The sequence below is a fragment of the Levilactobacillus wangkuiensis genome, from assembly GCF_016861605.1.
Lineage (GTDB): Bacteria > Bacillota > Bacilli > Lactobacillales > Lactobacillaceae > Levilactobacillus > Levilactobacillus wangkuiensis.
In genome coordinates this window covers 25,098-49,491 of sequence record NZ_BOLM01000009.1, presented here as the reverse complement: position 1 = coordinate 49,491, position 24,394 = coordinate 25,098, and the positions used below count along the sequence as shown (strand labels likewise).

The window sequence follows — 24,394 nt, the reverse complement described above, 5'->3', positions numbered from 1 at the left end:
CGTTCCCGACGGTGGGCTCAAGGTTCCCCGCTATGGGGGCGGTTCCGGCCTGAGAGGCGGTCCTGCACCTCGACTTTGAGCCGAAAATCGGTCTCAAAGGTCGACCCATGGTCTAAGCTGAGAATAAACCCACTCAGCTTAGACCATCGACACAGCGGGGAACCTTGGCCTACCTTTGGTCCCTGACACTGGCTGACAAATTTATGGCCGTTTGGGCTGTTATATATTTAATAATATGCAAACGAAAAAAGGTTCCTGCCCATAGCAAGAACCCATAAAACTGGAAGACCCAATGACTAGGGCTGTAAAACTTTTTCCAGTTCGGCGACTAAATAGCCGGCTTCAACGTCATCGTCCCACGCCCGATTGGGGAAGAGGACGTACCGATCCAGGATGTAGCCAACAACGACGGCAATCATGTAACGAAAGATTTCGTTAAATGGCCAGTCGATGATGACTTTGTTCTTTTGTAACAACAAAATAGTATCTTTGAACGCGGCAATCAATTCTTGCCGAGCGGTCTCAATGAATTCGGTCCGCAACGTTTCGTTGTAAAGCAACTCACTGAAGAAAACCTTGATGGCGTCCTGATTATTTGCCGCGAACGCCATGCGGTTACGGACGAAGAAGTCCAGAAACTCATGGAGATTGGCAGCCGGGTGCGTCAACGTTTCGCGCTTGAACTCGGCCTCGACGTCGGGGATGATTTCGTGAATGATGGGCTCCAGGGCCGCCCGCAAGATGTTGGCCTTGGATTTAAAATGTTTAAACATGGTCCCTTCGGACTGGTGCGCGGCTTCAGCAATCTGGCGCGTACTCGTATTGGCATAACCCTGTTCGGCAAAAAGACGGATGCTGGCAATCAGCACGTCTTTTTGTTTTTGCGTCAGGTCTTCGTTGGCCTGAATGACGTCAGGGAATTCGTCCAAAATTTTCTTATTTGACATGGAAATACCACCTTTGGTTGAGTCAAATTTGTTTACGATTAAATAGGTCGTTGTCAGGGCCTCCGGGCTGGTGAAAATGGGCGCCGTCGTATTCGTTCCCGCCGTCGAGCTCAAGGTGCCCTGCTGTGGGGCCGGTTCCAGCCTGAGAGCCGGGCTTCCACCTCAACTTTGAGCCTGAGAAGCGGTCTCAAAGGTTGCCCCGTGGACTAGGCTGGAAAAGAACGCCAGCCAAGACCACCGACACAGCCGGGCACCTTGGTTCGCCTCTGGTCACGCCTACGACTAACCCATTTTCCCCAGCTCTGCGGCTAACGGTAGGTTTAATCGGTAATGTTGTGCTGTCGTTATGGTTATCTGCGAGCTAGTTTACGTTGGAAATCCCGAATTTAGAGCGGCTGATGGGTGAGGACATTTTGCGTACATGGCAACTCAAAAGGTGAAGAGAGCATCCTCCGATGAAACTGGCGTGCACGGTGTCAGTGACCCGCCGCCGAGAACGGAACCGATAACACCAGTTTAACCCGTTGAAAGCAGGAATACTAGAGCAAAAGAGCCGGTCTGTCTGTGTCCAGGACAGTCCGGCTCTTTGTGTCGTCAGGGGTGAAACGGGAATCTAAGCGTTGTGGGTTGACCCGACTTTGCGGTAAGCCAGGACTAACTGGATGATGGCTAGGACCACGTTGACCCAGTTAACTGCGGTGAACCAGCCGACCAGAACGGCCACGCTAGCAGCACCGTAGAATACCCAGAAGCCTAGGATGATCGCAATCACGTTGATCCAACCGAACCATTTCATCAACTCCTGGTTATCCGTTGCAAAGCAAGTCCAAACGCCGTTAACAACTAACCAAATAGCAAGAATCCAAAAAATAGTGGTAAACATGATTATAATCCCCTTTCCAAATCTTCGAGCGAGTACTTACTCGCCCTCAAGAACAACTTCAGTTTACCACCATTTTTTTAAATGACAACCCTTTTTGCCAAAAATTTTGGGCATTGAAAAAGGCGACGCTGAATCCCCTAGAGTACCAGGGATGGCGTCGTCTTTCTCAGTTGAAATTAATTTTTCGGTTTTAAAAATAAGTTTATGGCAGGTAGTTGCCGGCAGCAAAGTAGATGTCGTACCATTCCTGCTTCGTCAAGTTAACGTCGGCACCGGCCGCGCTATCCTTGATGTGGTCAGGGTTCATGGTTCCCAGCAAGACTTGAATGTTGGCTGGGTGCCGGAGAATCCAGGCCGTGGCGATACCGTTCTTGGAAACGCCATACTTGTCAGCGAGTTCTTGCAGCTTGGCGTTCAGTTCAGGATATTTAGGATCGTTGATGAACATGCCTTCGAACAGACCATATTGGAAAGGTGACCAAGCTTGAATCGTGACGTGCTTACGCCGTGAAAATTCAAGTAAGCCGCCGTCAGTTACGGCCGGGGCATCGTCCATGTTGACGCGCAGACCTTCCGTCACCATTTGGGCATGAGCGGCACCGAATTGCAGTTGGTTGAATATCAACTTCTGGTCAACGGCTTCCTGGACCATCAGGTATTGTTGCACGTTAAAGTTAGAAACCCCAAAGTGACGAACCTTACCAGTCCGTTGTAGGGTGTTGAAGGCGTCCGCGATTTCTGCGGGGTCCATCAGTGGGTCTGGCCGGTGCAACAGGAAGGCGTCCAGGTAATCCAATCCCATCCGTTCCAAAATGCCATCGACAGAATCCAACAGGTGTTGCTTGGAGAAGTCGTAACGTTGGCCAAAGACTAAGCCATCATGGCTGCGACTTTGATCCAACACGATACCACCCTTGGATTGGATGTAGAAATCATCGCGGGAAAGGCCGGACTTAGCCAGCGCTTCCTTGAAGATCTTTTCAGATTGACCATCGCCATAAATATCGGCGGAGTCAATGTAGGTAATACCAGCTTCGTGCGCAGCTTGTAAAGCTTTAACGGCATCGTCAACGGAGAGCGTCGACATGCGCATGATTCCCAGGGCAACGGCTGATGCTTGCCAGTCGGTCCCACCTAATTGCAGTTGTTTCATCGGAAAAACTCCTTTAATTATAGAATAAAAGCTTACAGCTACTAGTGTACACGACTTTCGTCAAAAATTCGCGTGAGAGCCTTCCAGCGCTTGGTTGCGGCTGGACACTTGTCTTTGCTTTTCGCCTCCGGGCTGGTGAAAAATGGGCCGTGACGCTGTGGGCGCACGTCTGGAGCCGAAGAGCGGTCTCCAGACTTACTTTGAGCCGAAAATCGCGTCTCAAAGATAGCAGTTGCCTAAGCAGGAAACCCGCTAAGGCAACTCCCATGGCTGAGCCCATTTTCACCAGCCCTGCGGCTAAGACTGGTTCAGCCAGCAACTAAGTGGTATGGCCCATGTCATTTTTGGATTATGCCAGGTATTCATGGGTATTGTTAGTAAATGTTGTTGGGAAGGTGGCTACTTTGCAAGGTGCCCTGCTATGGGGCCGGTTCCAGCCGAAGGACGGGCTTCCACCTCAACTTTGAGCCACAGGGCGGTCTCAAAGGTTGTCCCATGCTCTAAGCTGAGTGAAGAACCTCAGCTAAGACCATCGATACAGCCGGGCACCTTGGCGCGCCTCTGGTCACTCCCACGACCGACCCAGTTTTCCCAGCCCTGCGGCTAAGACTGGTTTGGCCCGCATGCGTGTGTTCTGTCTCGGGCTAATTTTCTGCGGACTTGATTGGTATCTGTGAGATAGATGACATCATTAAGAATTTTTTTGCAATTAGTTTCTGAATATTAACTGAGCGGCCGCTGGAAATTGTCTCTGCATTAAATTTTGTCGCAATTGTGGACCAACGTAGCCGGAGGAGGACAGGACGGAGCCAGCTGTGGCGACGGTGTTGGCTGGCGTTCTTTCCCAGCCTACAGCATGGGACAATCTTTGAGACGTGAACTTCGGCTCAAAGTTGAGGTGGAAGTCCGCCTCACAGGCTGGAACCGGCCCCATAGCAGGCGGAGCTCCTGGCAGCCGCAGGCGACCCAGTCTCGACAATCACGTTTCTAAATTTAATGTTGACAATTTTCCAAGAACCGTTATAGTTAATTACACAAGTAACTAACCAACAGACTATTGAGTGGGGGAACTTAACATGACAACAAACACAGTGGTCAGCGTCAGTGGCCTAGAAAAAACGTATGGCAAAGCAAACGAACGGCAGTACACCGCCTTGAAAGGCCTGAACTTCACCGTCGATTCCGGGGAATTCGTCGGCATCATGGGGGCGTCCGGTTCCGGGAAGACAACACTGCTGAATATGCTGTCCACACTAGATACGCCAACCAAGGGGGACGTGGTGGTCAACGGCCATGACGTCACTAAGATGCGTGGCAACCAGCTCGCAGATTTTCGGGCACAGGAAGTTGGGTTCATTTTCCAAGACTTCAACTTACTTGAAAGCTTAACGGCTGAAGAAAACATCGGTCTGCCGCTGGCCTTGAAGGGCACACCCGCCAAGGTGATGGATCAGGCGATTCACGAGGTGGCCGAGACGCTGTCGATTGCGGACCTGCTACAAAAGTATCCCGCTGAACTTTCCGGGGGCCAGAAACAACGGGTCGCCGCTGCCCGGGCCATCGTCCACCACCCCGCCATTTTAATGGGTGATGAACCGACCGGGGCGTTGGATTCGACCAGCGCACGGGAATTGTTGGACCTGTTGACGACTATCAACGAACAACAGAAGATGTCGGTCCTCTTGGTGACCCATGATCCGTTCTCCGCCAGCTTTTGCCAACGCATCCTGTTCATCAAGGACGGGCAGATTGGCTCTGAGTTACGCCGCGGCGACCAGGACCGGAGCACCTTTTATCAGGGGATTTTGACTGAATTAGGCACGTTTAACGAGTAGGGGGACGCACGATGTTAGGAAAATTAGCTTTAGCCGGGATCAAGAACCGGCGGCGAGACTATTTGGTCTTGCTGGCGGGTCTGACCATGTCGGCCGCCATCTTTTACATGTTCGCCAATTTGGCGACGAATCAGGCCTTTCTGAAGGCTAATGCCGCCATTTCCTCTGCCAATATCATCTTTGGTTTCGGGGCGGTCCTGTTGATTCTGATCACCGTGGTCTACATCATGTATGCCAACAGTTTTTTGCTAAGCATGCGGCAACACGACTACGGGCTGTTCATGATGCTCGGGGCCACGCGCAAACGAGTCGGGGAACTCGTCTTCCTGGAAACGTTGATTCTGGGAACCATTGCGACGGCGATTGGATTGGGCTTAGGATTATTGATGAGTAAATTCCTAGTGGGCTTCCTGCTAAATATGCTAGGACTACACCTGAGCCATTTGACGGCGGTCTACGTGCCAGCCATCGTGGCCACGGGCGTACTCTACGTCGGATTGTTCATTCTGGCGTCCCTGTTTAACCTGATCAAGCTGACGCGGACCACCGTGTTGAAATTGTTACACAGCGATGAGCTGGCCAACCAGCCGAAGGTCAAGCCGTTGCGGCAAATGGTCCAAGGCGTGCTGGGAATCCTCTTCCTGGCTGCCGGCTACTGGGCGCTGGCGTCTATCAAGGCCCTTCAGTTAGCGGCGATTCCGATTGCGCTGGTCACGATTACGTTGGGGACCTACCTGTTATTCCGGGCAACCATTTTAATGGTAATTCGGACGTTACGTCACACGGGTTGGGCTAAGAAACATTTGAACGGCTTCCTATTAGGGCAGTTAAACTTCCGGGTCCACAATTACACGCGAATGTTGACGATTGTGTCGTTGCTCTTTGCCATGGCCTTGGGTGCGATTACCGTTGGCTCCGGGTATCACCGTCAATTGCCGATGATGGCCGAGAAGATTGGGACGTATACGGTCGCCGTGCATGATAAAACCGCTCGTGAACAAAAGCTGATCGATCAGCTACACGTGGCTCACCAGGCGACTTACACGCAAAAGCGTCAGGGCAAGACGGTGTATTACAACGCCAGTGAATTACGCCAGACGCCAGTTGAGTTGCGGGCGTACAGCAATTCCGGCAACATGAACGACCAGAAACTTTACACGGAATCCTTAAAGAAATTCAAGAAGTCTGGTATCAGTGACTTAGACTTTCTCAGTTTAGCCTTGGGCAAGGTGGGGGCCTACTCGCCAAAAATTTTAACGGCTAAGCAGTTCGCCAAACAACCCGGCAAGGTGGTCACGGTCACCACGGTGCGGGTCAAGAACCTGCAACAGGACCTCCCAGCGCTGAAAAAACTGAACAAGCTGGAAACGGCGCGCTTCAGCCAACCGGGCACCATGACGGTCGGCAACTACCAGAACTATGAAATGATGTTGGCCTTCTTCGGGGGACTGGAATTCATTGGGTACTTCTTGGGAATCGCCTTCCTGGCCATGCTGGCATCCTGCCTGATGTTTAAGATTCTCTCTGGGGCCCCTGGCGACCAACGGCGTTACCGGATGCTGTACAAGGTCGGCGTGCGTGAAAGCTTGATGCGCCACGGCATTGCAAAAGAAATTGGGATTTTATTCCTGATTCCTGGTATCATGGGAGTAATCGATGTTTTGTTCGGGCTACAAATGTTTAAGCCACTGATGGCCGCGCCGATGAGTCCTTATCTGGGAATTGGTAGTACCTTCCTGATCTTTATCGGGCTGTACGCCATTTACTACCTCATCACGCTAGCCCTATACTGGCGCATCGTGTTGCCACAAGCACCGAACGACTAGTGACGAAATGCACGTCAAAAGAATGTGGGAAATTGTATGAATTTTAACTTTGATAGTCCGGAACCGATTTACCTGCAGGTGGCCGAGCAGATGGAAGACGCCATCTTTACCGGCATTTACCAGGCAGGCGAACAGGTCCCGTCGACGACTGAGATGTCCAAAGAATTTCATATCAATCCGGCGACTGCCCTGAAGGGCATGAACCGCCTAGTAACGGCGGGGATGATTGAAAAACGCCGGGGGCTGGGGATGTTTGTCACGCCGGCAGCCGAGAGCATGATCCGCGAAAAGCGCCGGTCAGAGTTCTCGGACCGCTACGTGGCGGGGTTCACCAGTGAGGCCAAAAAGCTCAACCTGTCGGAAGACGAGTTGATTGTCATGGTCAAACGGAGTTATGAAAGTTAACGTCCTAACCGCAAAAGTCGTCAACCGCTGAATGAATCGGTGGTTGACGACTTTTTTGGCTTGCGTAAGAATAGGTTCTTTTCCAATTTGACACGACCTATTTGTAAGCAAAGTTGTTTACTTTCAGGAGAACTAGGTGTACAAATGGTTGTGTACAATAAGATTGTGCTGATGAATCAGAGGAAAGAGGCATCTGATAATGAAAATGACAATTAAAGACGCGGCCAAGACGTACTTAGCCGACAACACGCAGCCGGAGACGGTGCTCCTATTAACGCTGGACGACGGGTCCAACCAGTATTCCACGTTGGGCGGGAGCTGTGCGATTGGTGACAAGTTCCAGTTCGTAGCCTTGACCCAGCCAGACCCCAAGTACAGCATTCCCGTTGAAAATGACGCCGGGCTGAATCTGTGGACCAACGCCGACACGGAACTGTACCTGAACAACGGCCTGATTCTGGACCGGGTCTTCAACCAGCTTTCCCTGCGTGATGACACGGGAATCCTCGACAGTGCCGTTGGGATGATCACCTACACGGCCGAAGAAAAATCCGACTTAGATTTGAAGAAAGAAATGCAAACGTTAGGCACCCGAATCTGCTAGGGGCCGGAGCGCTCCCAAGAGTTACTTTCGGGGGCGCTTTTTTCGTGAAACCTATCATTTAAGGCAACCTGGTTAGGGACTATTGCCAAGTGTCCGGTGAGGCGCGTATACTCAAACTACGTAAAAGTTATGGGAGGGGATTTTTTTGAGTAAGAACAGTAAAGTTTGGCGACTACTAATTGGACTGCTTAGTTTAGTCTTTGTGCTAGTTGTCAGCCAAACTGCGACACCAGCCAAGGCGGCCACGCACAACGGGGCTGATTTCACCACCGCAGCTAGTGTCACGAACGGACCAGATTTTAAACACGCCGATACGATTGACATTCAGTACAAATTGAACTTTGGCGACACACCAATACATAGTGGGGACACCATCACCCTGGACTTTCCCGAGAATTTAAAAGGGAAGACACCAGGTGATACCTTTGATGTAACGGATGAAACCGGCCAGGTCATTGGGAAGGCCGTCGTGTCCGACACGGGCGTGGTCATCACCATGAACGACGCGCTTGAGGGCAAGACGAATGCAAAATTAACGCTGAATCTCGCTACCAAGTATCGTTACGATGATTCCGGTGAGAAGGACGTTGTTTTCCCATTGGAGAATAACGGTAGTAGTACCTCCCAGATCAACATCGTGGAGAACGACGCCAACATGTCCAAGAAGGGGGTCCTGCAAGACGATGGGACCATCAAGTGGACGATTTTAGTTGACCGCCGTGAGATTGAAATGAAGAACCTGGAAATCAAAGATACGATTGGTGATAACCAAGAACTGATCAAGGGCGTCACCGTCAGCAATGCTCACTGGAACAGCAACACGAGCTATACTCGGGAAAAGCCAGCCATGACGGAAGGCACGGATTACAACGTGACCTACACCGACAACGGGTTTGATTTGAAATTTAACAATACCGTGAACAACTTGGTCACGATTGATTACTACACCAAGATTACTGACCCTTCACTGACCCATTCCGGCTACAAGTTCCGCAATAATGCCGTGATGACCTGGGGCGGCGGCACTTCTGGTGGGCCAAACTCGGAAGAAGCTAACGGGAAAGTTTCCTCTTCTACCGGGAATAGTGGTTCCGGTGGCGGTGACGTCAACGAGACCGACGAAGAGGACCCGGACGAAGACACCGGGACCATCGATGTTGATGAAGGGACCGAAACGGACGAGGAAGAAGCCGCCCGCGAGGAAGAAGAAAAGGAAGCAGAAGAAAAGGAAGAAGCAGCCAAAGAAGCTGCTAAAGCCAAAAAGAAAACGGCTGCTAAAAAGGCCGCCGCAGCCAAAGCTAAAGCCGCAGCTGCCAAGCTAGCCGTGTCTAAGGCGACCGCAACGCAGACGCCTGGCACCACGACGACTTTGCATCACACGAACGCCAATACCAAGTTACCACAAACCAAGGACGCTAATGGCAATATTGCCAGCATCCTCGGTGCAACGGTGTTCTTGGCAACGCTGGGTAGTGCTGTGATTCGCCGGCATTTCTAAGTTAACTGCGTGATTTTTGTGAGACTTGCCGTCGGGTGGGTCTCACTTTTTTGTTGCGGTCAACGGTTGACCGTTCAGTTAGTTCAGCGGTCGAAAGACTGACTCGTCAAGTGTGGCAAAAGTCACAAGCTCTGCTATACTCGAACTATAAAGAAAGCAATGGGGAGGGGATTTTATGCAACAACTACGTCAGTACAAACAATTCTGGTTCGTTATCGTTCTAGGGGTCATTGCTTTATGGCTCCAATTTGTGAACCACCAAGCGGGTTATGCACAAATTCTGATTACCGGATTGGGTATTTTACTGGCTCTGATGATGTTTATTGAAATGGTTAAGACGCTGCGGTCAGGGAAATTTGGGGTGGACCTGCTCGCAATTACCGCGGTGGTTGCCACGCTAGCGGTTGGCGAATACTGGGCGGCATTGATTGTTCTGTTGATGCTGACCGGTGGTGACGCGCTGGAAGACTTTGCCGCGCGGCGGGCCAACAGTGAGCTGCAGGAACTCCTTAATAATTCGCCCCAGTCGGCGCACAAGGCGGATGGTGACACGATTACGGACGTTGCCATCCAGACGGTCGTTGTGGGTGACCGGTTGCTGGTTAAACCCGGCGAGGTCATGCCCGTCGATGGGACGCTGGAGACCGGTCCGACTACGGTCAACGAGTCCTCACTGACCGGTGAAGCCCGGCCGATTGAGAAACAAGCTGGTGACACCGTCATGTCCGGGAGTGTTAACGGGGAGGCTTCGGTCTACCTGATTGCTGACCAGACGGCCGATAACAGTCAGTACCAAAACATTGTGCGGTTGGTTAAGCAGGCCGAATCACAGCCAGCCAAGTTCGTACGAATGGCTGACCGTTACGCCGTGCCATTTACCTTGCTGGCCTACGTGATTGCTGGGATTGCCTGGTACCTCTCCGGCGACCCGGTTCGGTTGGCGGAAGTGTTGGTGGTGGCCTCACCGTGTCCGTTAATTCTGGCGGCACCGATTGCCCTGATTTCGGGGATGAGTCGAGCTAGCCGAAACGGAATCATTGTTAAAACGGGGACCACGCTGGAAAAATTGGCGCAGGTCAAGACGTTTGCGTTTGACAAGACCGGAACCATCACCCAAGGAAAATTGGTGGTCGATAAGGTCGTGCCGGTGACGGCTGTGCCAACTGAAACGCTCTTACAACTGGCAGCGAGTGCGGAACAACATTCCGGACACGTGCTGGCCCAATCCTTAGTGGCCGCGAACACCGAGTCCCTGCTGGTGGCGACGGATGTGAAGGAAACTACGGCACAAGGGGTCGTCGCCACTATCAACGGCCAAGTTGTGCGGGCCGGGAAGGCGTCCTTTGTGACCGATGACCCGGTCAAGAAGCCGGACCAAACGGCGGTTTATGTGTCCGCCGCTGGGGTCTATCAAGGATACGTGAGTTTCAGTGATCAGGTCCGACCGGAAGCGGCCCAGACCATGACCGACCTGCATCACCTGGGCGTCGGCAACCTTCTCATGATTTCTGGGGACCGCGAACCGATTGCCAAACAAATTGCGGGTGAGGTCGGGATCGACCAAATTCACGCCGAGTGTTTGCCAGCGGATAAGATTCAGGTGCTGGCGGACTTACCCGCGGAACACCGGCCGGTTGCCATGGTCGGTGACGGTATCAACGATGCGCCATCCTTGGCGACCGCCGATGTCGGCATTGCCATGGGCGCGCACGGGGCCACCGCGGCCAGCGAATCCGCCGATGCGGTTGTCCTGAAGGATGACCTGACGCGGGTCAGCACGGCCCGGGCGATTGCCCATGATACCATGCGGGTCGCGAAACAAGCCGTGATGATTGGGATTATCATCTGTACGGTCCTGATGCTGATTGCCAGTTTCGGGGTCATTCCAGCCATCATTGGGGCGGTGTTCCAGGAAGTGGTGGATACGGTCACCATCCTCTACGCCCTCCGCGCCCGGACTGACCGGTAAGTGGTTGCCGCCTGCGGTGAGTAGCTATTCCAGCCCGTGGGGCACGACTGAAGCCGAAAAGCGGTCTTCAGCCTCGCCTGCAAGCCTCACCAAAAACGTGAGTCTTACGGACGTTCCATGCTGTAAGGTCGGAAAAACCGACCTAACACCATCGACACGGGATTCCATAGCTACTCACCTCCGGCTAACGTTCCGGGTCAGTCGCTTGTTCCAGTTGTTCCAATCGTGAAAAACTAGATTGCTGACGGGGTGTTCTTTTAGGAATCACCTTTTACAAATAATTTAATAACGCAAATGAAGCATCTAGGCCGAACTGGTCTGGGTGCTTTTTCAGTTGCCAATTGTTTCTCAGGTTGGAACGGATGCGTTCGTGAGTGGAGACTTTTTCTTCTTTGGTGAATGCGGTATCATTGAGGCAGAAACATCTGCTTAAATAATCGAAGAGGAGTCCGAAAAATGACAGAATCAATCCATACTGATTATTTCTTTGATGAGACAGCTTATAACACGCATGATGGGGGCTATGTGCCACTGGAGGAACCCGATGTGCCGCAACAACCGCTGCGGGTGCCACCTCTTTTGAAGCCGGATAAGGAAACGCCGACCGATACTTACTACACGGTCGTTGCCCAGACCGGTGAAACTCAGTTATTGCCTGGTAAGAAGACCAAGACTTGGGGCTACAATGGCTCTTTGTTGGGGCAAACGATTGTTTTTGCCAAGGGTAAGACCATGCATATTGATCTGAAAAATGAACTTCCTGAACTGACCACGTTCCACTGGCACGGGTTGAACGTTCCCGGCCCTTATACCGATGGCGGTTGCCACGCCCCCGTTTATCCCGGGAAGACCCGCCACATTGATTTCAAGGTTGACCAACCAGCCGCCACGCTGTGGTTACACGCGCATCCGTGCCCATCAACGGCGGAACAAGTTTGGCACGGCCTGGCTGGCTTAGCGCTGGTCACGGATGAAACGGAAGCCAAATTGCCGTTCCCCCACAACTATGGGGTCGATGACATTCCGTTGGTTTTGCAAGACCGCCGTTTCCACGAAGATAATCAGTGGGATTACGAAGCCGACTACGATCCAGATGGCGTTCAAGGGCCAACAGCCATGATCAACGGGACCATCAATCCTTACTTTGATGTCACCACGCAACGGCTACGCTTACGGATTTTAGACGGCGCCAACCGGCGTGAATGGCGGTTACACTTTAGCGATGACCTACCATTTACGCAAATCGCTTCCGATGGTGGCGTGATGCCAGAACCCGTTGAATTCACCCATTTGATGCTGACCTGTGCGGAACGGGCCGAAATCATTGTCGACTTTGGCAAGGTGACCCCGGGCCACACCGTTACGCTGTACAGCGATGATGTGCCGTTGGTTCGTTTCCGGGTCCACGATTTTGAAACGGACGACACCCAGTTGCCAGATCACCTGGTCGACATTCCAAACCCAGACGTGACGCCTGATACGCCAGTCCGCAAGGTCGTGATGTCCGGAATGGATGAGGCCGTCATGATGGACGGGAAGAAATTTGAAATGCAACGGATCGACGCCCGGCAAAAGGTTGGCAACGTTGAGCTTTGGGATATTACCAACACCAACGACATGGACGCCGGCATGGTTCACCCGTTCCACATGCACGGGACCCAGTTCCTAGTGCTGTCACGGAACGGCCACGAACCTTATGCCAACGAACACGGTTTGAAGGATACGGTCGGTGTCAACCCAGGTGAAACGGTTCGGATCAAGGTTTGGTTCGAGCACACCGGGGTCTACATGTACCATTGTCACATCATCGAACACGAAGACGGTGGCATGATGGCGCAGATTGAGGCTTACGACCCAGACCATCCACAGACGTACAAGCTGATGGATATGGATACGTTAATGAACGCGGTCGCAGAAGAACGCGGAATTGACGTGAAGGACTTGAAGCTGCCTGGGATGAGTTCTTATGAGAAAATGGGTATGAAGATGTAGAGTGCGGAGCGAGCCGTTTAGGTTCCGAGCATTAGAGGAATAAGGCGTCCCTGTTCGGCTATGCCGGACAGGGACGCCTTATTTTTCTAAGCGGAAGAACCTGGCTCGCGTAGCACGTTTCGGAGGCCGCAAGTTTCCGGATATAATGGCGAGAGCAAAGTTGACGGGTTTAGACAGAGGGGCCAGTAAAAGCAAGGCCGAGTAGGGCACCTTATTTTTCTAAGCGCAGGGACCTGCCCTGTGTAGCACGTTTCAGAAGCCGCAAGTTTCCGGATATACTGGCGAGAGCAAGGTTAACGGGGTTAGACAGAACAATCAGCAACAGGCAAATTACCGTAGTGAAAATGAAATCTATCCTAAATAATATTGAATACGAATAATACTTAGCGGATAATATACGCCGTAGTAAACAAATATTTGGAGGAGATTTCATGAAGTTGAAACGACGTGGCATTTTAGTGGTTCTAGTTTTGTCAATGATATTCGGGGTAGGAATGATGACGAGTTCATCGAATCAGGTGGCCTTTGCTAAGACGCGAAGAACAATGAAGACTTTTCCCAAGAGCATTCGGGGGACTTGGTATAGTTATCAGGATCATAAAATGTCTCAGATTAAAATCACAGCTAAAAAATTCATCGTAGATGGCCATGTAAATCGATTACACTCACGAAAGGTAACCTATGTTGTCAAAAATTACGCCAATATGAAGCATCCATCTTGGGTTACAGCTGGAATGATGATTCATAGTAATAAGGAACGTTGGGTAAACGTGATGGGATGGTATCAAAGTTCAGGTTATGGTAGCTCCTATCGGAAAGCAACCCATAAACTAAACGGACACAAACGCGCAATCTTGCAGATGGCTAGTGGTGTTGAGGCTTGGACTGATGGTCATGGCTATCATAGCAAGCATTTGGCCAAGAAGTACGGCAATCATTACTTCAAGGGAGAACGTAAAAACCTATAATCGCAAACAAAAAACCGTTTGGAACGTCCATTCCAAACGGTTTTAATGACCATGCGTTTTCCCGCGCAACACGTGATCCACGTGCGCCAGGGTTTCGTTAACGATATCTAAAATATGCGGGTCATCGAGTTGGTAAAAACTCTGTTTGCCCACGCGACGTGAGGAGACTAACTGTTCCTTTTTAAGCATGGCCAACTGGTGGGAGACCACGGATTGTTCCGCTCCCAGTAGGGTACTGAGCTCGCTGACATTGAGTTCCTGTTGTTCCAGTAAGTAGAGAATTTGCAAACGGGTCGTATTGCTTAATAATTTAAAAATGTCCTGGGATGCGCCAAGTGCGGGTTCAGTGATTAAATGCACATTTTCGGTAATATCTGCCATGAAAAAGCTTGCTCCTTTCATATGAACGTGATAACATATGTTACAGATAACATGTGTAAGGGGATGAGTTCATGATGAAGACGATTTTAACCGGGGTGACGGCGTACATCTCCACCGGGTTAGACTACTTAATTATTCTAATGGTAATCTTCGGCCGCGTAAAGCACCAAGACCGCTGGCTGGTCCTAATCGGGGATTTTTTAGGGACAATTGTGCTGGTCGGGAGCTCGTTAGCCATCGCGTTTTTTCTGGGTTTCGTGCCCGCACCGTGGTTATTGGGTTTTCTGGGATTGATTCCAATTTTCTTGGGAATCAAGCTCTGGGTGGCCGGGGATGACGATGATACCGACGCCATCGCGGCCAAGGTCGCTGATCCGAAACGTCTGATTGGCAGTGTCGCGTTGATTACCATGGCAACCTGTGGCGCGGATAACGTGGGCATTTATGTGCCACTCTTCACCACGGTCGCGCCAGCCACGATACCGCTAATCTTGCTGACGTTTGCGGTGATGGTCGTGATTTTCTGGGAAATCGGGTATCGTTTGGCCTGTCTGCCCAAGGTGGCAGAGGTTTTGGAAAAGGAAGGGCGCTACATCACGATTGCCGTGTACATCCTGATTGGGCTGTACATTCTATGGGACAGTGGGACGTTCCAGCATTTGTTAGCCCTGTGATAGCGGAACAGCCTTCATGAAAAAAAGCGACACCCGCAATTTAGTGGGCGTCGCTTTAATTGTGTTGTCAGGTAAAAAAGTGGCTAGAAGAACAATTTGCTGGCGATCGTCACACCGGTTAACAGGACGACGGACGACAGTGTGGCTGCGAGGAAGGCGTTGCCCCCGCGCTGGAAAATGACGCGGAAGTTGACGCTCATACCCAGGGCAGCCATGGCCATGCCCAAGAAGATGTAGGCCAATTTGACCAAGGCGGCTAACGCAGCGGTGCCCAACGGAATCCAGGTGCCGATGACACTGGTCAATAGGAAGCCGGCCATAAACCAAGGAATTGGCAGCTTGGTGGGGCCGTCATTGGTCGTGGTGCCGGCCGCTTGCTTTTGGTACCACCAGCCAATGATGAGGGCGGCGGGTGCCAGCAATAGGACCCGTGATAACTTGGTAATGATGGCCGTGTCTAAACTGACCGGACCACCCGCACTCCCGGCCGCAACGGCGTGGGCAATTTCGTGCAGTGATCCTCCTGTCATGACGCCGAATTGGACGGCAGTCAGGTGGAGCAGGGGTTTCAACCCGATTTCAATCAGGGTAAAGACCGTTCCTAAAATAGCGACGATGGCTACGGCCAGAACTTCATTTTCACGTTGACGTTCGGCCTTCTCTGGACTCACCTTGATTTGCGGTGACACGCCCATCACGGCGGCGGCCCCACAGATGCTGGTCCCAGTAGCGGTGAGAATTGCCAACTCCCGGTCGACGCCGAGCTTACGGCTGAGGTTGTAGGTTAGAAGCACCATCCCGGTGACCACGACGGCGGCCAGGGTAATCGTCTTGACGCCAGCTTGAGCGAGTTGAATCAGGTTCAATTTGAACCCTAAGAGAATAATCCCTAAACGCAGAAATTTATTACTGATGAAACCAATACCGGCGCGATTGGCGTTGACCGCACGCGGTGCTAGTTGGAGCGCCATGCCCAGCAGGAGGGCGATGACCAGGGCACCGACTAAGTTCAGGTAAGGCAGTTGGGCCAGCTCACTGCCGGCGACGGCGCAGATTAAGGTTAGGCCGGCGGCACCCCAGAAGCTGCGCGTCGCCATCGTTGCTCGAATATCCAAATGAAACTCCTCCTCAAATATGGTTTGCAAGTGTGCGTTCCCGACGGCGGATTCAAGGCGCCCTGCTGTGGGGGACGCTTACGGCCTGAGGAGCGGTCCTTCAGCTCGCCTTGGAGCCTGGGAAACCACCAGTCTCCAAGGTCGCCCCATGGTCTAAGCTGAGAAATTCACTCAGCTAAGGCCATCGACACAGCTGGTCACCTTGATCCGCCTCTGGTCACTCACGGCTGCAAATTATGTAGCTATCGTTAAGGCAATCCTATCGCCGGTTTCGGCTGGATTGCCGTTCTTATTAAGCAAGTAATAGTTTACTGGAAACTCGTTATAAGATAAAATTGTGATATTTAATAACGCTATAAATTCAACTTATAATAAAGGCAACTTGGAGGTGTTCTGATGTTAGATAATCGCTATCAAACGTTATTAGTTCTGGTGCAGACTAAATCGTATACGCAAACGGCGCGGCAGTTATTTATTACGCAACCGGCCGTATCGCAACAGATCAAAAGTTTGGAGACGGAACTAAACGTGGAGTTGGTGCACTACGAACGGCCACATTTGACCATTACGCCAGCGGGACAAGAGCTGGCCGCCTTTGTGCAGCGGGTCCAGGTACAGGCGGGCAAGGTCGTTGCCAGTCTCCAGCATCCGCAGGCGCAACGGCAACTCACCTTTAGTACGACCCTTTCGCTGAGTGAATTTCTCGCACCCCAATTGATTCGGCTGCTACAAGAGCAAGCGGATTACCGGCAAGTGACCTGTCAGGTGACCAATACGCAGGCGGCGTTGACGGCCATCGATGAGGGGACCAGCGACTTTGCCTTAATTGAAGGGAACTTTGACAAGACCCGCTACGACTATCAAATTGTTCGGGAGGAACCCTTCGTGGGGGTCATTGCCGCAGATCAACCCGTCACCCAGCAGTCGGCCGTGAGCTGGCACGACCTCACGGCATATCCACTACTAGTCCGGGAAGAGGGGTCCGGCAGCCGGGAAATCCTGATCAGTCTGGCTCAGGCGGCCAACGTCACATTAGCTGAATTCAGTCAGTTGATTACCGTCAATAATCCAGCGGCTATCCGGCAATTGCTACTACGAGGCGCGGGCATCAGTTTTGTCTACCGCTCGGTCGTGGCTGACGAGTTGACCAGTGGACAGCTGAAGGTCCTACCTTTACCGGCCGGTCACCTGTTACACGACTTGGACGTGGTCTACGCCCGCGACAGTGTCTTCGCGGCGAACTACCAACGTTGGGCTAAGGCACTGGGGTAATGGAGCAGCTAGACAACTTAGAAAATCTGATTTTTTCTGAATTGAACGGTGGCAATCGGCTACTGGGGTAAATCAATGTTAGCCGGGAGGGTGGTGAAAATGAGTTCAGCCGTGGGATTTGCTGGGCAGAGCCTAGCAAATGGCGACTTTGAGACTCGACCTTTGAGGCTCAAAGCGAGTTCAGAGACCGCACTTTGGCTCTGAACGTCCTGCCCACCGCGTTCCAATCTCATTTTCACCACCCGGTAGGCGTTGCAAACATTCATAAAATAAAGGTTGCACCCGTTATTCTTTGAGCGTAAGATTAGACAACTGTCATTAAATATTGTTATTATTATAATATTGTTGTCAAAATCTCAGAGAAGGGGTGAGCCACCGTGACGAAAAAAACGAAACGGGCCATTTTTATCTTAATCTTTAGTGAATTTCTAGTGTGTTTAGGAATCAGTTTGATCATTCCGGTCATGCCATTCTTGAAAACCGAGTTACATTTAACCGCAACCGACATGGGGATTATGAATGCCCTGTTTGCCTTCGCCCAGTTCGTGGCGTCACCCCTGATTGGGCGATTGTCCGATCGGATTGGTCGGAAGCCAGTTCTGACGGCGGGCCTGATTTTATTCATGGTCTCCGAAGTCCTGTTTGCCCTGACCAACTACCTGTAGGTCTTCGACATCTCCCGACTGATTGGGGGCCTGTCCGCCGCGATGGTTGTGCCAACCGCGATGGCGTTAGCGTCCGACATTACCACGAAACGGCAACGGGCCAAGGTTATCGGCTGGTTGTCGGCGGCCTTTAGTGGGGGCCTGATCTTAGGCCCTGGTATCGGGGGAATCTTAGCCGGTATCAGTTACAAGACGCCGTTTTGGGTGGCCGGTGCGTTAGGCCTGATCAGTGCCGTCGTCCTGATTAGCCTCTTGCCAAATGACGTCGAAACCAACCGCGTCGTTGAGGAACCAGCGGTGGACGCGCAGCCTTCCGCTCACCCCATGACCCGGGCGTTTTGGACGGTGCCCATCATCATCTTATTTACGATGATCTTGGTCTCCTCCTTTGGCCTGCAAGGGTTTGAAAGTATCTACAGCATCTACGTGAACGAAGTGTTTAACTTTAGTCTGAGCAACATTGCGTTGGTCTTGACGTTAAACGGACTGATTTCCCTGTTCCTGCAGGTGGCCATGTTTGACACGCTCGTTAGCAAATTTGGCGAGCGCCGGGTCATTCGGATGTGCTTCTTCTTGGCAGCCATCTGTACGATTTGGATTACGCAAGCGCACACCAAGATTGAGGTCATGATTGCCACGTTGGTTATTTTCTCAGCGTTCGATCTCTTACGGCCAGCGATTACCACGCTACTGACGAAGGCCAGCGAGTCCGACCAAGGCCTGATCAACGGGCTGAACATGTCTCTGACCAGTATCGGGAACATCGTTGGGCCAATCATGTCGGGGATGCTCCTCGACTGGAACACGCACGTGCCATACCTGGTCGTGGCTGGTTTCCTGATTGTCTCCTACTTAATGGCATTCCTACTGAAACGGCCGGAAAGTTTGCGACCGAACCAATCAACAGAATAGATAAAGTAAAGGTCAATCCGATTGTGGATTGACCTTTTTGAATGGCATAGTTAGCAAGTCTTAGCAATATGCTTAGGACAGGGGAATCATAGTTATAAGCTGTCAGAAGTCGTGTGGCTAGCAAGAATAGGTGTGCAATGTTAGTGACCAGAGGCGAATCACAGCGGGGCATCTTGAGCCCACCGCCGGGAACGACAATCGCCACCCATTTTCGCTAGTCCAAAACGCAAAAAAGCCACGTCCCCCAAGACGTGGCTTTACTGTTTCCCCCAAAGACTCCGGTGGCCAATACCTATCCTACTGGTGATTTTCTCGGTCGTTTCCCCCCAGAAACGACTGGGAAAATCAGACGAACACGTTGGAAGTGTTGCCGGTTCGGCCGTTGCCCCCACAACGACGGAACTTTGCGGTCTGATTTTCTATAGGAGAATGATTTGGTTACGGCCCAAATCATTCCAGGTGGGTGGACGGTCGGTTAGGTATTTCCCCTTAAATACTAAACCGATAATCATCGAATCCGGTCAATGGTCAGATACAAGACTTTTTAACGCCCATCCGGATGTTACAAGTTCATTATATCGGGGGGAACACAAATCTATAATCCCGTAATCTGATGATTGGATTACTAAATTTAACCTTATTCTCTTCGGACGTGGTATGCTTATGTGTAAAGAGTACGTTAAATTGGTATATCTCAGCCGAAAGGACAGAAATGGGGGTATCTGGAATGCCACGGCCGTATCATGAACGTTTAGATTTTACTACTGTATTGCCACTGCGGGTGATTTCGCACGGCACCGGTGGACCGAAAATGGTTTTGCCACATTGGCACCAAGCCGTTGAATTGGCCTATGCCTATCGGGGACACCCGGGCACCGTACATATCGGGAGCTCGTCGTATGAATTGACCGAGGAACACTTGTACGTGGTCAATTCTGAGGTTGTCCACAGTTATGAAACTTTCTTAGACGAGGAAGATCAAATCATCACGTTACTGTTACCACAGGCTTGGCTCCGGAACGTGGTGGCCAATGAACAGCTACCCATTTGGGGGCCATTGGACTTAGACCTGCGCGCAGAGCCGTATCAGGAGCTGGCACGGTCGGTCCACACACTGGCGACTAATGCGGTGATGGAACCGGATGAGCGTGCAGACTATCTAGCCAGCTTAGGTGCAGAATATCAATTGGTGGGTCAGTTGTTAAAGCACTTGACGGTTAACGGACAAGTCAATAGCGACCAGTTGCCGTTGCCAGACCCATTGCGTCAAGCCGTTACCGAGATTCAAAACAACTACGGCGAGGCGGTTTCGATTGCCAAAATGGCGGAACAGCTGAACTATTCCAGCGTTTACTTTTCCCGTTACTTCAAGGAATACATGGGAGTTTCCCCCAAGGTCTACCTGGGGCAAATTCGTTTGGAACGCGCCACCCAGCTCCTAATGACGTCGCAGGAATCTATCCAGAGCATTGCCATGAAGACCGGGTTCCGCACGGAAAAAAACTTCTTCGTCACCTTCAAGCAACGCTACCAAATGACGCCCAAGACTTACCGCGAAAAGTATGCGGCGGAACAGTCCTGGTCGTAGGTGGGGCGCATTTTTGAAATTGAAAAATCAAAGCATGGAGGCAAAAAATCTTCTGACTGGCGAAGGAAAAATGTGTTGGCCGTTCCGTGGTGAACATAAGCTTGCATGGACAATGTGAGTGACCAGAGGCGGATCAAGATGACCAGCTGTGTCGGTGGTCTTAACTGAGGGGGCTTCTCAGTTTAGACCACGGGACGGCCTTGGAAACTCGCGAACCTTAGTGAGGTTTCAAGCCGAGGTGGAAGCCCGCTCCTTAGGCTGGAACCGTTCCCCACAGCAGGGCATCTTGAATCCGCCGCCGGGAACGGACTAGTCCACCACATAGAGTTTATGTTCAAGAGCCCAGCGGATACGTTGCTTGTCAGTAGGATTTATGGTAAACTACGCTAACATGTCATAACGAATATGAGTTGAAGCCAACGTCGCCGCTAACCTGACACGTTGGTTTTTTACACGCAAATACAGGAGGTATCGTTCATGTTAACCGTCAATAATGTCAGTATGCAGTTCTCCGACCGGAAGCTCTACGACGATGTTAATCTCAAGTTCACCCCAGGTAACTGCTACGGGGTCATTGGCGCTAACGGCGCTGGGAAGTCCACGTTCCTGAAAATCATCGAAGGCAAATTAAAGCCAACTAGTGGGAACGTTTCAATGGGACCAAACGAGCGGATGTCCAGCTTGAACCAAGATCACTTTGCTTTTGAAGATAACTTGGTCATGGACACGGTCATTCAAGGCCACAAGAAACTTTACGATATCATGGTAGAAAAGAACGCCATTTACATGAAACCAGATTTTAGCGACGCAGATGGGATTCGGGCCGCTGAACTGGAAGGTGAATTTGGTGAAATGGGCGGTTGGGAAGCCGAAGCCGAAGCGAGCCAAATGTTACAGGCTTTGGGCATCGACGAATCACTCCACCAAGTGCCAATGAGTGAACTGACGGAACCCCAAAAGGTGAAAGTCCTGTTGGGCCAAGCCTTGTTCGGTCATCCCGACGTTTTACTGTTGGACGAACCGACCAACGGGTTGGATGTCCAATCGATTAGCTGGCTGGAAAACTTCCTGGCTGATTACGAAAACACCGTCATCGTTGTTTCCCATGACCGGCATTTCTTGAACCAGGTCTGCACGCACATGTGTGACGTGGACTTTGGGAAGATTACGCTGTTCGTTGGGAACTACGACTTCTGGATGGAATCTAGCGAATTGGCCGCCCAATTGAAGGCCAACGCCAACGCTAAGAAGGCCGACCAAATCAAGCAGCTGCAAGAATTCGTGGCCCGGTTCAGTGCCAACGCCTCGAAATCTAAGCAGGCAACGTCGCGGAAGAAGCAACTGGAAAAAATCACGCTGGATGACATCAAACCATCCTCACGGAAGTACCCCTTCATCAAGTTCAATCCAGAACGTGAATTGGGGAACGACCTGGTGCGCCTGGAACACGTGTCCAAGGCCATCGATGGCGTGACGATTTTAAACGACGTGAGCTTCACGTTACGGCCGGGCGAGAAGACCGCCTTTATCAGCCGTAATGACGTGACGACCACGACGTTGATGCAAATCGTTGCCGGCGAAATGGAACCAGACAGCGGTAACGTGGTCTGGGGTCAAACGACCAGCACGACCTACCTACCAAAGAACGTGAACGACTACTTTGCCGAAAACCAAATGACGGTGATCGACTGGTTACGTCAGTTTGCTTCCAAGGAAGAAAGTGACAACACCTTCCTCCGTGGGTTCTTAGGAAAGATGCTGTTCTCTGGAGACGACGTGAACCGTGAAGTTGACGTGATGTCCGGGGGCGAAAAAGTTCGGGCCATGCTTTCCAAGATGATGTTGAGCAAGGCCAACGTGCTGTTGCTGGATGATCCAACCAACCATTTGGACTTGGAATCCATCACCGCGTTGAACGACAGTCTGGTTGGGTTCAGTGGCAGTATCCTGTTTACTTCCCATGACCACGAGTTCATTCAAACGATTGCCAACCGCATCATTGAGGTGTCACCAAAGGGCATCGTTGACCGAGCCGACACGACTTACGACGAATTCTTGGGCCACAAACAGGTTCAGGACCAAGTTGCTAAGCTGTACGACGCTGAATAAAGTTTAATTAAAATAAAGGACGCTAACCCATGCCACTTGCCGCTGAAGGTAAGGGGGATGGGTCGGCGTCCTTTTTGTCGTGCAGGTGGTCAAGAGGTTAGGGACATTTTATCGACTAATCATTTAGCGTCTTAATGGCGATAGGGCCTAAAACGATAACCATTGTCTGACCCTATAAGTGCATGTTACCTTGGGGTCGTAGGTGGCGGTTAGACGTAAATCATAAAGGAGCGTAATTATGACAAAATTAAATGAACCCACACAACCAGAGCACCTTGACTTGGCGTTAGACCCGCAATTAAAGCGGGATGCGGCGGCAGTTTATCAACAATACGGGATGAGCCTGACGACGGCTATTCACCTGTTCTTACAGCAATCAGTCACGGACCACGACTTGCCCTTCGACTTGGAACTCAGCAAGGAGCAATTACAGTCGGAACTTGCGCGGGAAAAGGCTACTGGCGATACGCAATCGTTGGCGGCGGTGGAGGCGTTGTGGCAGGATTGGAAGGATTTGTAGACTAGGTCAATCAGCTGAACAGATAGTGAGTAGTTAAAAACAGGTAGCGCCCGGATCAGTCCGCGTGCTACCTGTTTTTGACGTCGTTATTTAGAACAATCGAATCAAAACGACCCCGCCGATGAGAATCAACAGGCCAAGTAACTGAACGGCCACGACGGGCTTGCGTTTGGCCCCCAGCAGGCCGAATTGGTCGACCAGCAAACCACCGGCAATCTGGCCGAGTAGGGCGAAGACCACCGTTTGGCCGGTCCCGATGATGGGCGCCAGATAGGCGTTTCCCAGGACAAAGATGCCGCCCATGGCTCCGCCAATCCAGATCCACCAAGGCTTACCGTGACCAGTCGCCCGCTTGATTTCCTGGAAGCCGTGATTGACGACCAGGACAATGAAGAAGAGGCAGAGGGCCCCGACTAGAAATGAGATGAAGGCGGCGTGGAGCGCCGAGTTCAGGGCCAGTCCCAGCCGGCCGTTGATGGTCGTCTGCATAGCACCTAACGCCCCCGTACAGATGCCTAGTAGCCGCCAGGGCCACGGGTTACCAGCGCTAGCAGCATCGGATTGACCATTAGCTCGGCGCCGAAGAATGTCTGGCAGAGCGACGGTGATGACGATACCAGCCAACGCTAGCAGCAAGCCCGTGGCCCTTACCCAGGTCAAAGGTTGCTGGGTGGAGTTGAACCAGCCAAAATTATCGATGATGGATCCCATGAAGACTTGGCCCAAAATTGGCATAATAGCAGTTTGAACCCCGCCGATGTGGGGGAAGAGGAGAATGTTGGTGGTTAAAAAGATAACGCCCAAGAGACCGCCAATCCAAATCCACCAAGGCTGCGTGGCAAAGATATTTCCAGAGACACCTAAAGATTCGCGGCTAGCCAGCATCACCACGGCCAAGAAGAGTGTGCCAATGGTAAAGGACACGAAGGAGGCTTGATAGGGTGAGCCAATGAAGCTCCGCAACCGAGAATTTACAGCGCTTTGAAGCGACAGGATGATACCAATAACGATACCGATGGTGATGGGAAGCATAATTTTTCCTCCTCAAAGACATTTTCATGATAGTTGTGGTTAACCG

General features: G+C 51.6%; 19 protein-coding genes and 1 pseudogene. 14 read left to right on the top strand and 6 right to left on the bottom strand.

Going from position 1 to position 24,394, the window contains the following annotated elements:
* Nucleotides 1-296 precede the first annotated feature (296 nt).
* The 3 genes from JUF13_RS08285 to JUF13_RS08275 form a co-directional block, all read right to left on the bottom strand.
* Nucleotides 297-947 (bottom strand): TetR/AcrR family transcriptional regulator, encoded by a 651-nt coding sequence (locus tag JUF13_RS08285; protein ID WP_203639107.1) that lies wholly within the window; start codon nt 945-947, stop codon nt 297-299.
* A gap of 613 nt (nt 948-1,560) precedes the next feature.
* Nucleotides 1,561-1,830 carry a hypothetical protein gene (locus JUF13_RS08280; protein ID WP_125764715.1) on the bottom strand — a complete coding sequence of 90 codons (270 nt, stop codon included), beginning with the start codon at nt 1,828-1,830 and terminating at the stop codon, nt 1,561-1,563.
* Nucleotides 1,831-2,032: 202 nt separating this feature from the next.
* Complete coding sequence (locus JUF13_RS08275; RefSeq protein ID WP_203639106.1) at nt 2,033-2,983, bottom strand: aldo/keto reductase; 951 nt, start codon at nt 2,981-2,983, stop codon at nt 2,033-2,035.
* Nucleotides 2,984-4,059: 1,076 nt separating this feature from the next.
* Between JUF13_RS08275 and JUF13_RS08270 the strand changes: the two genes are divergently transcribed.
* The 8 genes from JUF13_RS08270 (at nt 4,060) to JUF13_RS08235 (ending at nt 14,080) form a co-directional block, all read left to right on the top strand.
* A complete protein-coding gene (locus JUF13_RS08270) occupies nt 4,060-4,818 on the top strand; it encodes an ABC transporter ATP-binding protein (protein WP_203639104.1) in 759 nt (252 codons plus the stop codon).
* A gap of 11 nt (nt 4,819-4,829) precedes the next feature.
* A complete protein-coding gene (locus JUF13_RS08265; RefSeq protein ID WP_203639102.1) occupies nt 4,830-6,644 on the top strand; it encodes an FtsX-like permease family protein in 1,815 nt (604 codons plus the stop codon).
* A gap of 36 nt (nt 6,645-6,680) precedes the next feature.
* Nucleotides 6,681-7,049, top strand: a complete 369-nt coding sequence (locus JUF13_RS08260; protein ID WP_203639100.1) for a GntR family transcriptional regulator — start codon at nt 6,681-6,683, stop codon at nt 7,047-7,049.
* Nucleotides 7,050-7,248: 199 nt separating this feature from the next.
* Nucleotides 7,249-7,653, top strand: a complete 405-nt coding sequence (locus JUF13_RS08255; protein WP_203639098.1) for an iron-sulfur cluster biosynthesis family protein — start codon at nt 7,249-7,251, stop codon at nt 7,651-7,653.
* 145 nt (nt 7,654-7,798) lie between these two features.
* On the top strand, nt 7,799-9,151 hold the full coding sequence (locus tag JUF13_RS08250) for a collagen binding domain-containing protein (RefSeq protein ID WP_203639096.1): 1,353 nt from the start codon (nt 7,799-7,801) through the stop codon (nt 9,149-9,151).
* A 175-nt stretch (nt 9,152-9,326) separates the two neighbouring features.
* Nucleotides 9,327-11,120, top strand: coding sequence for a heavy metal translocating P-type ATPase (locus JUF13_RS08245; RefSeq protein WP_203639094.1), 1,794 nt, complete (start codon nt 9,327-9,329; stop codon nt 11,118-11,120).
* Nucleotides 11,121-11,576: 456 nt separating this feature from the next.
* Nucleotides 11,577-13,112, top strand: a complete 1,536-nt coding sequence (locus JUF13_RS08240) for a multicopper oxidase family protein (RefSeq protein WP_203639093.1) — start codon at nt 11,577-11,579, stop codon at nt 13,110-13,112.
* 431 nt (nt 13,113-13,543) lie between these two features.
* On the top strand, nt 13,544-14,080 hold the full coding sequence (locus JUF13_RS08235; RefSeq protein WP_203639092.1) for a DUF4179 domain-containing protein: 537 nt from the start codon (nt 13,544-13,546) through the stop codon (nt 14,078-14,080).
* 42 nt (nt 14,081-14,122) lie between these two features.
* Here JUF13_RS08235 and JUF13_RS08230 read toward each other — a convergent pair whose 3' ends face one another.
* Entirely contained in the window at nt 14,123-14,461 is a 339-nt protein-coding gene (locus tag JUF13_RS08230) for an ArsR/SmtB family transcription factor (protein WP_203639091.1), read from the bottom strand.
* Between the two features lie 71 nt (nt 14,462-14,532).
* Here JUF13_RS08230 and JUF13_RS08225 point away from each other — a divergent pair, with 71 nt between their 5' ends.
* Complete coding sequence (locus JUF13_RS08225; RefSeq protein ID WP_203639090.1) at nt 14,533-15,135, top strand: cadmium resistance transporter; 603 nt, start codon at nt 14,533-14,535, stop codon at nt 15,133-15,135.
* Nucleotides 15,136-15,218: 83 nt separating this feature from the next.
* Here the strand turns inward: JUF13_RS08225 and JUF13_RS08220 are convergent, their stop codons facing one another.
* Nucleotides 15,219-16,232, bottom strand: a complete 1,014-nt coding sequence (locus JUF13_RS08220) for a YeiH family protein (RefSeq protein WP_203639198.1) — start codon at nt 16,230-16,232, stop codon at nt 15,219-15,221.
* A gap of 414 nt (nt 16,233-16,646) precedes the next feature.
* Here JUF13_RS08220 and JUF13_RS08215 point away from each other — a divergent pair, with 414 nt between their 5' ends.
* From JUF13_RS08215 to JUF13_RS08195, 5 genes and pseudogenes are all read left to right on the top strand, one after another.
* A complete protein-coding gene (locus JUF13_RS08215) occupies nt 16,647-17,522 on the top strand; it encodes a LysR family transcriptional regulator (RefSeq protein WP_203639089.1) in 876 nt (291 codons plus the stop codon).
* 377 nt (nt 17,523-17,899) lie between these two features.
* A pseudogene (locus tag JUF13_RS08210) lies at nt 17,900-19,099 on the top strand (MFS transporter).
* Nucleotides 19,100-19,826: 727 nt separating this feature from the next.
* Nucleotides 19,827-20,687 (top strand): AraC family transcriptional regulator, encoded by an 861-nt coding sequence (locus tag JUF13_RS08205; protein ID WP_203639088.1) that lies wholly within the window; start codon nt 19,827-19,829, stop codon nt 20,685-20,687.
* Between the two features lie 477 nt (nt 20,688-21,164).
* A complete protein-coding gene (locus tag JUF13_RS08200) occupies nt 21,165-22,796 on the top strand; it encodes an ABC-F family ATP-binding cassette domain-containing protein (protein WP_203639086.1) in 1,632 nt (543 codons plus the stop codon).
* A gap of 238 nt (nt 22,797-23,034) precedes the next feature.
* Entirely contained in the window at nt 23,035-23,316 is a 282-nt protein-coding gene (locus JUF13_RS08195) for a type II toxin-antitoxin system RelB/DinJ family antitoxin (protein ID WP_203639084.1), read from the top strand.
* A 90-nt stretch (nt 23,317-23,406) separates the two neighbouring features.
* Here JUF13_RS08195 and JUF13_RS08190 read toward each other — a convergent pair whose 3' ends face one another.
* A complete protein-coding gene (locus tag JUF13_RS08190; protein WP_203639082.1) occupies nt 23,407-24,348 on the bottom strand; it encodes a DMT family transporter in 942 nt (313 codons plus the stop codon).
* Nucleotides 24,349-24,394 lie beyond the last annotated feature (46 nt).

What these genes read in the sequence shown, in the direction of transcription:
- JUF13_RS08285 (WP_203639107.1), bottom strand. Translation starts at nt 947, where the DNA reads ATGTCAAATAAGAAAATTTTGGACGAATTCCCTGACGTCATTCAGGCC.
- JUF13_RS08280 (WP_125764715.1), bottom strand. Translation starts at nt 1,830, where the DNA reads ATGTTTACCACTATTTTTTGGATTCTTGCTATTTGGTTAGTTGTTAAC.
- JUF13_RS08275 (WP_203639106.1), bottom strand. Translation starts at nt 2,983, where the DNA reads ATGAAACAACTGCAATTAGGTGGGACCGACTGGCAAGCATCAGCCGTT.
- JUF13_RS08270 (WP_203639104.1), top strand. Translation starts at nt 4,060, where the DNA reads ATGACAACAAACACAGTGGTCAGCGTCAGTGGCCTAGAAAAAACGTAT.
- JUF13_RS08265 (WP_203639102.1), top strand. Translation starts at nt 4,830, where the DNA reads ATGTTAGGAAAATTAGCTTTAGCCGGGATCAAGAACCGGCGGCGAGAC.
- JUF13_RS08260 (WP_203639100.1), top strand. Translation starts at nt 6,681, where the DNA reads ATGAATTTTAACTTTGATAGTCCGGAACCGATTTACCTGCAGGTGGCC.
- JUF13_RS08255 (WP_203639098.1), top strand. Translation starts at nt 7,249, where the DNA reads ATGAAAATGACAATTAAAGACGCGGCCAAGACGTACTTAGCCGACAAC.
- JUF13_RS08245 (WP_203639094.1), top strand. Translation starts at nt 9,327, where the DNA reads ATGCAACAACTACGTCAGTACAAACAATTCTGGTTCGTTATCGTTCTA.
- JUF13_RS08240 (WP_203639093.1), top strand. Translation starts at nt 11,577, where the DNA reads ATGACAGAATCAATCCATACTGATTATTTCTTTGATGAGACAGCTTAT.
- JUF13_RS08235 (WP_203639092.1), top strand. Translation starts at nt 13,544, where the DNA reads ATGAAGTTGAAACGACGTGGCATTTTAGTGGTTCTAGTTTTGTCAATG.
- JUF13_RS08230 (WP_203639091.1), bottom strand. Translation starts at nt 14,461, where the DNA reads ATGGCAGATATTACCGAAAATGTGCATTTAATCACTGAACCCGCACTT.
- JUF13_RS08225 (WP_203639090.1), top strand. Translation starts at nt 14,533, where the DNA reads ATGATGAAGACGATTTTAACCGGGGTGACGGCGTACATCTCCACCGGG.
- JUF13_RS08220 (WP_203639198.1), bottom strand. Translation starts at nt 16,232, where the DNA reads ATGGCGACGCGCAGCTTCTGGGGTGCCGCCGGCCTAACCTTAATCTGC.
- JUF13_RS08215 (WP_203639089.1), top strand. Translation starts at nt 16,647, where the DNA reads ATGTTAGATAATCGCTATCAAACGTTATTAGTTCTGGTGCAGACTAAA.
- JUF13_RS08205 (WP_203639088.1), top strand. Translation starts at nt 19,827, where the DNA reads ATGCCACGGCCGTATCATGAACGTTTAGATTTTACTACTGTATTGCCA.
- JUF13_RS08200 (WP_203639086.1), top strand. Translation starts at nt 21,165, where the DNA reads ATGTTAACCGTCAATAATGTCAGTATGCAGTTCTCCGACCGGAAGCTC.
- JUF13_RS08195 (WP_203639084.1), top strand. Translation starts at nt 23,035, where the DNA reads ATGACAAAATTAAATGAACCCACACAACCAGAGCACCTTGACTTGGCG.
- JUF13_RS08190 (WP_203639082.1), bottom strand. Translation starts at nt 24,348, where the DNA reads ATGCTTCCCATCACCATCGGTATCGTTATTGGTATCATCCTGTCGCTT.